Origin of the sequence: Arcicella aquatica, from assembly GCF_034928825.1 — a bacterium.
In the GTDB taxonomy this organism is placed as follows: Bacteria; Bacteroidota; Bacteroidia; order Cytophagales; family Spirosomataceae; genus Arcicella; species Arcicella aquatica.
This window is the reverse complement of the sequence record NZ_JAYFUL010000010.1, coordinates 48,961-62,293: the sequence shown is the minus strand read 5'-3', so window position 1 is coordinate 62,293 and position 13,333 is coordinate 48,961. Positions and strand designations below refer to the sequence as shown.

Here is a 13,333-nt window from a genome sequence, read left to right as displayed (position 1 = left end):
CCATTTTTTCTTATACAATTGATATATTTTTTATCAATGATATTGAAAACTTAATTATTACAGAAAAATGAAAAAGAAATATATTATATATACAGCACTTTGTTCAATGCTTGCTCTAGCAAGTTGCGAGAGTGTGTTAGATAAAACAGATTTAGGAGCTGCCTCTCCAGATTTAATTGCAGGAGACTCTGTGTTAGCCAATATTGCATTAAATTATGTTTATAACCAAAATTTACCAGATTGGGGCGGAGTAACAGCAATAAGTGGTATTGGTGGTAGTGTTTATTCAGAAGAATCATATAACCAAGGAAGTTCTGAAAACAAATACTTAGAAGGAACGCTTACTCAAGCAGACGTTTCGGATTTTGGAACAGCCTTGAATGCAAACAATAATTATGGAAAAATCAGGACGATTAATTCTTTTATTTTCGATTTAGGAAATGATAAATTGATGGACAATGGTGCTAAAAATAGATTGTTGGCTCAAGCATATTTTTTCCGTGCTTGGCGATATTTTGAGTTAGTTAAATTATACGGAGGTGTGCCGTTAGTATTAACGCCTCAAGATGCTGTAGGGCAAGAGGCGCGTGATGCATCATTTATTCCTAGAAATACAACCACACAGTGCTATAATAGAATAGCAGCAGACTTAGATACAGCTATGAAATATTTACCAACAGTTTGGCAATCACCAAGTGCTAACTGGGGTAGAGTTACTAGAGGTGCAGCGGCAGCTTTAAAAGGAAGAGTATTATTATACGCTGCTAGTCCTCAATTTAATCCAAATGATGTAGTATCTAAATGGCAAACAGCTTATGATATTAATAAGCAAGCTTATGATATATTAACGGCGAGTGGGTCAAAACTTTTTGCAGATTATGGTAAAATGTGGTTTAGTGAAATTACTGGAGGTGTTGGAAATTCAGAAGCTGTATTTATCACAGGTTATAATACATCTCCGGGAGATCAACAAAAAAGAAATAATGGATGGGAAGCAAGTACAAGACCAAAGTATTCTACTGGTTCAGGCGGTGGTTCGAATATTCCTTCGTGGGATTTAGTAAAGGCCTATCCTATGAAAGATGGTAAGAAGCCTGGTGCTTCAACGAAATATACGTATTCAGATCAGTTATTCTATAAAGACCGTGATCCTCGTTTTGAAAAAACAATTGCTTACAACGGTTCTACTTGGCCGATGACTAACGTAACAAATAATAGGCTTTGGACTTACCAACAATATGATGCAAATGCGAAAAAGTATGTTAGTGTTGAAAATGGAGGTACCAATGGTAGTAACACTGGTTTTTATTGTAGAAAAGCCCTTCAAACGTCAGATGTAGCAGCATCTACATTAGATGCTTCAAGCACAATTTATTCAGGAACTGACTGGATGGAAATTCGTTTTGCAGAGGTGTTGTTGAATTTAGCAGAAGCTGCAACAGGTGTAGGTAGATTAGATGAGGCCTATACTCAATTAAAAGTTATTCGAGCAAGAGCGGGTATTGAAGCAGGTACTGATGGCTTATATGGTTTGAAAGCAAATATGACTCGTGCTGAAATGTTTACTGCCATTTTAGATGAAAGACAAATTGAGTTCGCCTTTGAGGGAAAACGTTTTTGGGATTTGAGACGTTGGAAACTTATCGAAAAAACTTTGAACGGTACTAAAGGAACGAAAGTTGTGATTGCATTGAAAACGACAGGTGTACCATCAGATTTTGCTGCTACTCGCGATGGTTTAAAATTAGATGATATCTATACCAACTATTTTACCGTTACAATAACGCCAAATGCATTAATGACTAGAAATGCGATTGCTTGGAAACCAGAATACTATTATTTTGCTATTCCACAGGCTGCTATCAATAATAATCCATTGATTATTCAAAATAATACTTGGGGAGGAGCGTTTGACCCTCTACAATAATTATGGTTAAATCTTGTTGATATTAAAATAAAGGCTTCATTCGAAGCCTTTATTTTTTGTTATATTTGTCCTGCTCTGTCTTGATTATTTTATAAAACAACAGGGTAGAATTGAGATAATATCATACATTAAATTGAAAATTTTTTATAGATAATTATCATTAATTAGTACTAATTTTGGAAATAATATACTTTTTTAGCTAATTATAATTATTGGTTTAGCGAAAGTTTTCATAAACTCAACATGCTTGGTTTTGATAGTCATATGAAGAGGTTTGTAGCTGATAATCAATACTAAATTTTATTAACAATCACAGATGAAAAAGATTTCTTTCTCAACAATACTCCGAGTAGTATTGGTTTTGCTAACATTACAGCAATCGGCTTTAGCTCAGTATCCTCAAATTCCTGCCGATATCCAAAAACAAAGCGACTCGTTACTTAATGCAAGTAGAAAACAATCTGATATCGCTTGGCAAAAAGCGTTGCCTATTATTCAGAAAGAATCGCGTGAAGGAAAACCATATATTCCTTGGGCTGCTCGTCCTATTGATTTACCGCAAGCAAGTATCCCTGCATTTCCTGGTGCTGAAGGTGGCGGAGCATACTCTTTTGGTGGCCGTGGCGGAAAAGTATATGTCGTAACAAGTCTGGAAGATAACTGCCCAGGTTCTTTGCGTGAAGCTTGCGAGCAAGGTGGTGCAAGAACAGTTGTTTTTAATGTCTCAGGTATTATTCGTTTAAAAACACCTTTGATTATTCGTGCTCCTTATATCACAATCGCTGGTCAAACAGCTCCGGGTGATGGTGTCTGTGTGGCTGGTGAGTCTGTTTGGATCAATACTCACGACGTTGTAATTCGTTTTATGCGTTTTAGAAGAGGAGAAACCAATGTTGGTCGTCGTGATGATTCAATCGGAGGAAATCCAATTGGTAATATCATGATTGATCACGTTTCAGCAAGCTGGGGCTTAGATGAAAATATGTCGATGTATCGTCACATGTACAATGATAGTACTGGTAAAATAGAAGATAAATTACCTACTGTTAACATTACGATTCAAAACTCAATTTTCTCTGAAGCACTAGATACTTGGAATCACGCTTTCGGAAGTACATTAGGAGGAGAAAACTGTACGTTTATGAGAAACCTTTGGGCAGATAATGCTGGTCGTAATCCTTCAATCGGATGGTTTGGTATTTTCAATTTTGTAAATAATGTGATGTTCAACTGGGTACACCGTTCGACAGATGGTGGAGATTACCGTGCAATGTATAATATTATCAATAACTATTATAAGCCAGGACCACTTACGCCAAAGGATTCGCCGATTGGGTATCGTATTTTAAAGCCTGAGTCTGGTAGAAGTAAACTAGGTTACTTAACGTTCGGTCGTGCTTATGTGCATGGTAATATTATGGAAGGCAATGAACGCGTAACGAAGGATAACTGGGACGGCGGGGTGCAAGTAGAGAATTTTGCCAATGCAGATAAATATACAGCAGATATTAAATGGAATAGTCCATTGCCAATGCCTAAACTAACGATTTTACCTACGACACAAGCACGTGATTATGTATTAGCCAATGCAGGAGCAACGCTACCTATCAGAGACGCCGTAGATACTCGTGTGATTGAACAAGTTCGTACAGGAAAAATTAAGTATTCAGAAGGTGTTAAATTACCAGAAACTCAATTTAAGCATCGTCGTTTACCAATCGACTCATACAAGCAAGGTATTATTACTGAAATTAGTCAAGTGGGTGGATACCCAGCGTATAAAGGAGTAGCATACAAGGATTCGGATAATGATGGTATGCCAGATCCTTGGGAGCTAAAAAATGGCTTAAACCCCAAAGATGCTTCTGATGCTGCTAAAGATAGAAACAAAGATGGCTACACAAACATTGAAGAATATTTAAATAGTGTGGTTGCTTTAAAAACTGTAAAACCATAATATTAAAAAAGCTTTAAACATGAGTCATCCCGAATTTCAAAATCATAAAAAAGCGGTCGAAATTAGTTTTTCGACCGCTTTTTTATGATTGATGGGCAACGAATTCCTACTGTTTGAGCGGAGCGAGTCGGTTCGCCGATGCGATTAGGAATTCTTGATTTTCTTTTGTTACTTTTCTTTCATCAAGGAAAGAAAAGTAAGGACTAGACGATAATTAAGTAGAAAACCTCTCAAATTGTCCCCAAAACGCACAATTTTAGGAAAAATTCGGGATGACTCATGTTTTTAATAATCCTATAAGAAATTACCCAAAAATACAGTATACAGATGATGTTTTTTCGCTTCTTACTATATATTGATAAATCCATAATAAAACACTGATTATCAGTATATATTGAAATATTTAAAGAAATTATATAGAATATAAGATGACCTTAGTAAGTAATAGCCCTTATTTTTGCCCTGATTTGTAGGGTTCTTACACTTGAATGGATTTGATAATATTGTATAATAGCTTGAGAAAATGATATAAATACATCAGATTGATTCTTTCTAATTTTGTGTTGAGGTATAGAAATAGCAAAAGAATAAATAAAATAAATGATATTCTTTAAGGATGAAATGATTATTCTTGACTTTAAGTGCTTAATGGTAGTTGAATTTAAAAAGGACTGATTGGTGGAAATTACCAAATGAATATGGTGAGTTTAATAAAGAAAATAACATTTGTATGCCTTGCTGTTTTATTGAACAGTATCCAGCTTTCTGCCCAGAAAGCTAAAGTTGTTAAGCCTCTTCCACCTGTCTATCTCGAAGCAAATTCGAAGTTGAGTTACACGCCAGACGAACAAGGAAATCGTATTCCTGATTTTTCATATTGTGGTTACATGGCAGGGGAAGATGCCATTCCTAATGTAACTATAAAAGTTATTGTTCCTGTAAAAACTGGAGATGCAACTGTCAGAATACAAGCTGCTATTGATTACGTAGCTACATTAACACCTAATAAAGATGGTTTTAGAGGTGTAATTCTATTAGAAAAAGGCATTTATGAAGTATTAGGCAATTTAAGAATACATTCTTCAGGCATTGTATTGCGTGGGAGTGGAATGGGAGATGGTGAAACAACTATACTAGGGAAAGGAGACATTCGTGAAACGTTGATTACTGTTGCAGGAAAAAACGATAAAGTATTAGAGGCCGCTGTAAAAATTATTGATACTAATGTTCCTGTAAATTCATCGAAAGTGAAGGTTGAGGCAAATGGTCATTTCAAGGTTGGGGATAAAGTAATGCTTCATAGACCATCTACGAAAGAATGGATTGAAAAATTAGGTGCAGACCATTTTGGTGGGGGAGTCACTGCCTTAGGATGGAAAGCTGGTCAAAGAGATATTTTCTGGGATAGAACAATCGTTGCCATTAATGATAATGAAATTACATTAGACGCACCCATCACTACAGCATTGGATGCTAATTATGGTGGTGCTTATCTTTCAAAATATAGCTGGAATGGCAGAATCGCACAGGTTGGCGTAGAAAATCTCAGGTTAGTATCTAGTTATGATTTAAATAATCCAAAGGATGAAGACCATCGCTGGGGAGCAATTTCATTTGAAAATGTTACTGATGCTTGGGCTAGACAAATAGTGTTCAAGCATTTTGCAGGTTCGGCGGTGAATATTTTAGAAACGGGTAAACGCATTACTGTAGAAGATTGTCAGTCACTAGCGCCGATTTCAGAAATCGGAGGTCAGCGTCGTTTTACTTTTTTTACTACAGGTCAACAGACGCTGTTCCAAAGATTATATTCAGAATTTGGGTATCATGATTATGCCCTTGGTTTTTGTGCCGCTGGGCCAAATGCTTTCGTACAATGCGAAGCACATTTGCCTTTTAGTTTTAGCGGTACAATTGATAGTTGGGCTTCGGGCGTTTTGTTCGATGTAGTAAATATTGATGGACAAGCATTAAGCTATGCCAATCGTGGACAAGATGGACAAGGAGCAGGTTGGACCGCCGCCAATTCTGTTTTATGGCAGTGTTCTGCTTCAAGAGTCGATTGTTTTCAAGCACCAACAGCACAAAACTGGGCTTTTGGTACATGGTCACAATTTACTGGAAATGGCTATTGGGATATGTCTAACGAGCATATTAACCCTAGAAGTTTATATTATGCACAACTAAAAGACCGTATCGGTAGCAAATTAGGTAATAGAGCTATTTTGCTACCGATACCATCAGAGGCATCTAGTAGCCCCAAAGTGGAAGTTGCGATGGCTTTGACCGAACAGGCAAAGAAACCTGCCCAAACATTACAAGAATTTATTGCACAAGCAAAAGACAGAGAGGAGATTCCTACTCAAGCAACTGTACCAACGATTGACCAAGTAGGTATTAAAAAAGCTACGCTACCGACTAAAGGAGAGGCTTTACAAATTACAAATGGTTGGCTAGTGCGTGGAAAAGAAGTAGTAACTGGAAGAAAACAAGAAGTCCCTTGGTGGTCGGGGAGTGCTAGACCTTATGGTTTAGAAAATGCGAAAGCTCATATTACTCGTTTTGTGCCTGGACAAACAGGAAAAGGATTGACGGATAATCTGGAAGAGTTAACAGATTGGATGAAAACCAATAACATAAAATCCATCGACCATAATTATGGATTGTGGTATGAGCGTCGTCGTGATGACCATGAGCGAATCCGTAGAATTGATAGTGATGTTTGGCCTCCTTTTTATGAATTACCTTTTGCCAGAAGCGGAAAAGAAACAGCTTATGATGGGTTGAGTAAATATGATTTGACAAAATATAATAAATGGTATTGGAACAGACTAAAACAGTATGCTGATTTAGCTGACCAGAAAGGATTATTGCTGATTCATCAGAATTATTTCCAACACAATATCATTGAAGCAGGAGCACACTATGCTGATTTCCCTTGGAGACCCGCTAATAATATTAATAATACTGGTTTTCCTGAGCCAGTACCTTATGCAGGAGATAAGCGAATTTTTATGGCAGAACAGTTTTATGATGTTTCAAATCCTGTTCGTCGAGAAATCCATAGAGCGTATATACGTAAATGTCTCGATAATTTTAAAGATAACACAGGTGTGATCCAATTAATCGGTGCTGAATATACGGGGCCACTACATTTTGTTCAGTTCTGGATTGATGTTATCAAAGAATGGGAAAAGGAGACGGGTAAAAAAGTAATTGTTGGATTAAGTACTACCAAAGATGTACAAGATGCGATACTGGCTGATGCTGAAAGAGCGTCAGTTGTTAATTTAATAGATATTCGTTATTGGCATTTTCAGGCAAATGGCAATGCTTATGCACCCTTGGGAGGACAAAACTTAGCTCCCCGTCAACATGCTCGATTATTGAACACTAAAAAGAGTTCATTTGAACAAGTATATCGTGCTGTAAGTGAATACCGACAAAAATTTCCAGAGAAAGCCGTTATCTATTCAGCAGATAGTTTTGATGCGATGGGTTGGGCAGTGTTGATGGCAGGAGGTTCTTTGGCAAATATCCCTGTAGTTGAGAATCCACAATTTTTACAAGATGCTAGCTTAATGAAGCCTTTTGAATTATTGGACAAAACAGCGAGTCAATGGGCATTGGGAAATCCAGAGAAAGGTTTTATCATTTATAATGACCCTCAAAATGTGATAAAGCTTGACCTGACCCAACAAAAATCGACCTTCAAAGTAAGCTATATTAATCCGAAAACGGGACAAATTAACAAAGAGGAAGAAAAACTAAAGGGAGGAAAGATTATTCAACTAAAAAATAAATCATCAGAAACAGAGGTGATTTGGCTCAGAAAAATATCATGAAATACAATGCTATGCATAAAGGTTTAATCATCGTTTTTTGTTGTCTAATGGCTATGTCAGCATGTAAGACTGTTAAAGAGGGGAATGAATTGCCAGACTTAAAAGTATCTGCCAACGGAAGATTTATTGCTACTAAAGATGAAAAACCATTTTTTTGGTTGGGAGATACAGGCTGGTTATTATTCAATAAATTGACCCGTGAAGAAACAGAAACATATCTTGAAGACAGAAAGCAAAAAGGCTTTAATGTGATTCAAGTGATGGTGTTACATACTGTTGAGGCTGTGAATGTATATGGTGATTCTGCCTTGGTAAAAAAAGATGTAGCCAATCCTAAAGTGACAGAAGGAAATGACTTTGCTAATGCTGAACAATATGATTTTTGGGACCATATCGACTTTGTAATTAAAAAAGCAGAGGAAAAAGGTATCTATATGGCATTAGTACCTGTTTGGGGGGGCAATGTAAAGGCGGGTCATGTTTCACAAAAGCAGGGCGAAAAATATGCTGCATTTTTGGCAAACCGTTATAAGAATCAATCAAATATTATTTGGCTTAATGGTGGTGATATTAAAGGAAGTGACTCTTTGGCTGTTTGGAAAACGATTGGAAAAACTATTAATGAGATTGATGATAAACATTTAATTACTTTTCATCCAAGAGGAAGAACATCTTCATCAGATTGGTTTCATAATGAAAAATGGCTAGACTTCAACATGGTGCAGTCGGGACATAAATCTTATGAACAAGATACTTCTGCTAATGAAACACGTCATTTTGGGGAAGATAATTGGAAATTTATCAATGATGATTATCGCTTAAAACCTACTAAACCAACTATTGACGGTGAGCCATCTTATGAAGGAATTCCTCATGGATTACACGACTCGTTGGCTACAAGATGGACAGCCGACGATGTACGTAGATATGGCTATTGGTCAGTTTTAGCAGGGGCTTTTGGCTATACTTATGGACAAAATGAAGTGATGCAAATGCACAAAGGGTTTTCGGCATCTACCTCTTTTGGACCAAGAGAAAAATGGTCGGTTGGGATGAAAGCATTAGGTTCAAGCCAAATGATTCATTTAAAAAATCTGATGCTTTCTAAAGCGTTTTTTGATTTTGTTCCAGACCAAAGTTTAATACTTGATCAAGGAGTAAGGTATAATTATCTATTGGCTACAAAGTCGAAAAACACGGTATTAGTATATACGTATACAGGCAGAAATTTCAAAGTAAGTATGGGTAAAATAGCAGGCGACCATGTGAATGCGTCTTGGTATAGTCCACGAGATGGGAAATCCATAATAATTGGAGTGTTTGAAAATAAAGGAGAACAAGCTTTTAATCCTCCTGCTGAACCAAAAGATGGAAATGACTGGGTATTGGTACTAGACTCAAAATAAGCCTTTCATGAAAAAAATAATTGGAATACTATTGCTTAGTCTTTGCTTGGGGTCATGCTCGAAAGAGGTATATATGTTTAGTTCATTTCATGAACCTGCTACTGATGGATTACGATTTCTGTATAGCGAAGATGGCTATAAATGGACAGATATGAATCATGTCTTTTTGAAACCTACCATTGGAAATCAAAAAGTAATGCGTGACCCATCAATCGTTCAAGGGCCAGATGGCACTTTCCATTTAGTTTGGACGAGTAGCTGGAAAGGAGATAAAGGCTTTGGTTATGCTAGTTCAAAGGATTTAATCCATTGGTCTGAACAAAAAATGATACCAGTCATGGAACATGAACCTACTACTGTGAATGTATGGGCTCCTGAATTATTTTATGATGATGAAACCAAACAGTTTATTATCATCTGGGCTTCGTGTATTCCGTTTCGGTTCCCAAAAGACCAAGAAGCAGAAGACAATAACCATAGAATGTATTATACTACTACGACAGATTTTAAAAACTTTTCGCCGACTAAATTATTAATTGACCCCAAATTTAGCGTGATAGATGCGGTGATAGTAAAACGCAAGGCAAAAGATTATGTATTGGTTTTAAAAGATAATACTCGTCCAAATAGAAATATAAAAGTTGCCTTTGGCGAAAGTGCCATTGGACCTTATACCAATGTTTCAGCACCTTTTACTAAGAATTTTACAGAAGGCCCAAGTGTAGAAAAAGTAGGGAATGATTGGTTGATTTATTACGATTCTTATCATGATAAAAACTATGGCTCGATGAAGACGAGTGACTTTAAAAATTTTACAGAAGTATCAGCACAAACTTCTGTTCCTGAAGGACATAAACATGGTACCATTTTTAAAGTTAAAAAAAGCATTTTGAAATCATTACAAAAAGAGGTTCAGCCAACCAAACAATAGCCAGATAAATATGAATCAATTAAAGTATATACTAAGTGGTTTGTCTATCATCTTGAGCTTTACAATTAAGGCTCAGGATACAGTGCGTTATATTGGAGAAACACTTTCAAATGTAGATTACCACCACGGGCAACTAAGTCCTGCGGTTGGAGTACACAATATTCAGGTATTTCATGCGAATAGAGAAAATCCTGTATTAGCAGGAGGTAATAATTGGACATATAATCATGCCCCAATGTTGGCATATTGGAATAATACTTTTTATTTACAATACTTGAGCAATCCGTCAGGAGAACACATTCCACCCGGACAAACCCTATTGTTAACCTCAAAAGATGGCTATCATTGGTCGATTCCAACGGTTATTTTTCCACCATATAAAATCCCAGACGGTTGGACTAAGACAGGATATAAAGGCGTTGCCAAAGATTTATATGCCGTCATGCACCAACGAATGGGCTTTTATGTATCAAAGAAAAAACGTTTATTGACGTTAGCTTACTATGGCATAACAATGGATGCAAAAGATGACCCTAATGATGGAAAAGGCATTGGAAGGGTAGTGAGAGAGGTTTTGGGAGACGGTAAATTTGGTGAAATATATTTTATCAGAAACAATGCCTCATGGGATAAAAGCAAATCTATTTATCCTTTGTATACAGCTAGTAAAGATAAAGGATTTATTGAAGCTTGCGACGAATTATTAGCTACTCCTTTAATGATGCAACAATGGGTAGAAGAAGCTGATAGAGACGACCCTTTGATTCCTCTGAAAAGAGAAGCCAAGGCATTTAGTTATTATCATTTGCCTGATAATAGGGTAGTGGGTTTATGGAAACACGCTCTTACTTCAATTAGTACCGACGAAGGCAAAACTTGGCAGTATAATCCATTAAGAGCACCAGGTTTTGTAAATAGTAATGCCAAAATTTGGGGACAAAAAACATCAGATGGAAAATATGCTACTGTATATAATCCTTCGGAATTTCGTTGGCCTTTGGCTGTTTCTACTAGTAAGGATGGGTTGAATTATACTAACTTACTGTTGGTCAATGGTGAAATTTCTTCGATGCGTTATGGCGGAAACTTTAAGTCTTATGGCCCCCAATATGTGCGTGGAATCATAGAAGGCGATGGCGTAGTGCCTGATGGAAATATGTGGCTTACCTATAGTATGAACAAAGAAGACCTTTGGGTGAGCAAGGTTCCAGTGCCTGTGGTAGATGAAGTGAAAAATCACGTTAACGAATTCTTCGCTACTATGAAAAATGGCGAAGAGCTAAAGTATTGGAATATTTTCAGCCCTATTTATGCCCCTGTGGCTATCGAAAAAATTGGTGATGGTTCAAAAGCATTGGTTTTAAGAGATAAAGATAAATTTGATTTTGCTAAAGCAGAAAGGGTAATTCCAGAATCGAAGAAAGTAGCAGTTGAATTTACCATTATTCCTCAACAGTCAGATAAAGGATTATTGCATATAGATTTTGTAGATGCCAAAGGAACTCCAGCGGTAAGATTGATTTTTGATGCTGATAGTGCATTTAAAGCCAAAGTGGGTTACCGAAATTCGGGTATTATGAAGTACGAAGCTCGACAAGAGTATTCCATCAGAATAGAGTTAGACAGACACAAACGGATGTTTAACGTGTTTGTAAATGGACAAAGCAAAGGAACAAAACTATTTTTTGCACCAGTGGCATCCTTTAAAAGAGTGATTTTTAGAACGGGTGAAATTCGTCGTTTCCCTGATTCAGATACACCAACAGACCAAAGCTATGATTTGAAAAATGCTGGAGAGTTAGACAAAGAAGCAGTTTTCATCATCAAATCATTCAAAACAAGTGCTTATTAGTTATGTCCAAAAACATTCTTATATTTTTCATTTTTTGTCTGCTAACTGTTAAAACTCAAGCACAAATTGTGTTGCCTCGCATTTTGGGACATAACATGGTTTTGCAACAAAATAAACCCTTGACAATTTGGGGAAAGGCTTCTGTAGGAGAAAGAGTAAACGTACAATTTGCAGGGCAAGACAAAACGACCTTTGCAGATGAAAACGGAAAATGGGCAGTGGTATTGAAACCCCTGAAGGCATCAAGTACTTCTGCTGAACTCATTATCACAGGAAAGAATATCATAAAACTTCAAAATATTTTGGTAGGTGAAGTATGGCTATGTTCGGGGCAATCGAATATGGAATATACCATGCGAAAAAATAGCAAAGTAAGAAGACCGAACATAGCAATTGAGAATCCTGTAGATGAACTAGAATTTGCTAAAAACCCTCTCATCCGTATTTTTTTAGTCAATCGTAAAGAATTAATTAAGCCAGATTCTTTACATCGTGGTTGGAGTATTGCTAAAGATTCTGCCTTACGTTCATTCTCGGCTGCTGCCTATTTCTTTGCGAAAGAATTGCATAAAAATCTAAATGTTCCCATCGGGATGATTTCTTCGGCGATTCCCGGAAGTAGAATTGAACCTTGGATTTCCGAAGAAGCATTTGCTGAAACTGAGTATTTCAAAGGGCAGAAAGTAGAAGGTGAACCTGCTAAATTTTTTGAACCGATGATTCGTCCCTTAATTCCTTTTGCAATGAAAGGTTTTTTGTGGTATCAAGGCGAAACGAACTGTTTTTTAACAGAAACGACAGAATACACACAAAAATTAACAACGTTAATCAGCAGTTGGAGAAAATCGTGGGGAGATGAAAAAATGCCTTTTAATTATGTGCAAATCGCCCCTCATACTTATTCGGAATCAAAAGGGAAATTGGTATTAACCAGAGAAACTTTGCCAGCATTCAGAGAGGCTCAGACCAATGTGTTGAAAGTTCCCCATACTGGAATGATTATCACCACAGATTTGGTTGATAGTATCAAAGACATTCACCCATCTTATAAATGGGAAATTGGAAGACGTTTGGCTCTTGTCGCTTTGCATAATGATTATGGCATGAAAAACATCGTAGCATCTGGTCCAATCTTCAAGAAAATGAAAATTAAAGACACTGTGATTCGTTTAGATTTTGACGAAATAGGGAGTGGTTTAATCAGTAAAGATGGTAAAGCCTTAACTAATTTTCAGCTTGCTGGTGAAGATGGAAATTTTGTAGATGCAGAAGCTATCATCAAGGATAACAAAATATTGGTTTCCTCATCAAGTATTTCAAAGCCTGTAGCTGTGCGTTTTGCTTGGGATGAAGCTGCTCAACCCAATTTATTTAATCAAGAAGGCTTACCTGCCCGTCCTTTTAGAACAAAGTAA

The 13,333-nt window shown here is 36.8% G+C and carries 7 protein-coding genes; all 7 read left to right on the top strand.

The annotated features are described in order from the left end of the window. Positions 1-67: 67 nt before the first annotated feature. Positions 68-1,927, top strand: coding sequence for a RagB/SusD family nutrient uptake outer membrane protein (locus VB264_RS08500; RefSeq protein WP_323248465.1), 1,860 nt, complete (start codon positions 68-70; stop codon positions 1,925-1,927). A 316-nt stretch (positions 1,928-2,243) separates the two neighbouring features. After that, the gene (locus VB264_RS08495) at positions 2,244-3,884 is read left to right on the top strand and encodes a pectate lyase family protein (protein ID WP_323248463.1); all 1,641 of its coding nucleotides are present in this window, start codon (positions 2,244-2,246) and stop codon (positions 3,882-3,884) included. 698 nt (positions 3,885-4,582) lie between these two features. Then, positions 4,583-7,729: a DUF6298 domain-containing protein gene (locus VB264_RS08490; protein ID WP_323248461.1), complete on the top strand. Its 3,147-nt coding sequence runs from the start codon at positions 4,583-4,585 to the stop codon at positions 7,727-7,729. Continuing rightward, entirely contained in the window at positions 7,726-9,135 is a 1,410-nt protein-coding gene (locus VB264_RS08485) for a glycoside hydrolase family 140 protein (protein WP_323248460.1), read from the top strand. The genes VB264_RS08490 and VB264_RS08485 overlap by 4 nt, the downstream gene beginning before the upstream one ends. 7 nt (positions 9,136-9,142) lie before the next feature. Next, entirely contained in the window at positions 9,143-10,066 is a 924-nt protein-coding gene (locus VB264_RS08480; RefSeq protein ID WP_323248458.1) for a glycoside hydrolase family 43 protein, read from the top strand. Between the two features lie 10 nt (positions 10,067-10,076). Then, positions 10,077-11,918 (top strand): exo-alpha-sialidase, encoded by a 1,842-nt coding sequence (locus VB264_RS08475; RefSeq protein ID WP_323248456.1) that lies wholly within the window; start codon positions 10,077-10,079, stop codon positions 11,916-11,918. 95 nt (positions 11,919-12,013) lie between these two features. Beyond that, on the top strand, positions 12,014-13,333 hold the full coding sequence (locus VB264_RS08470) for a sialate O-acetylesterase (RefSeq protein ID WP_323248455.1): 1,320 nt from the start codon (positions 12,014-12,016) through the stop codon (positions 13,331-13,333).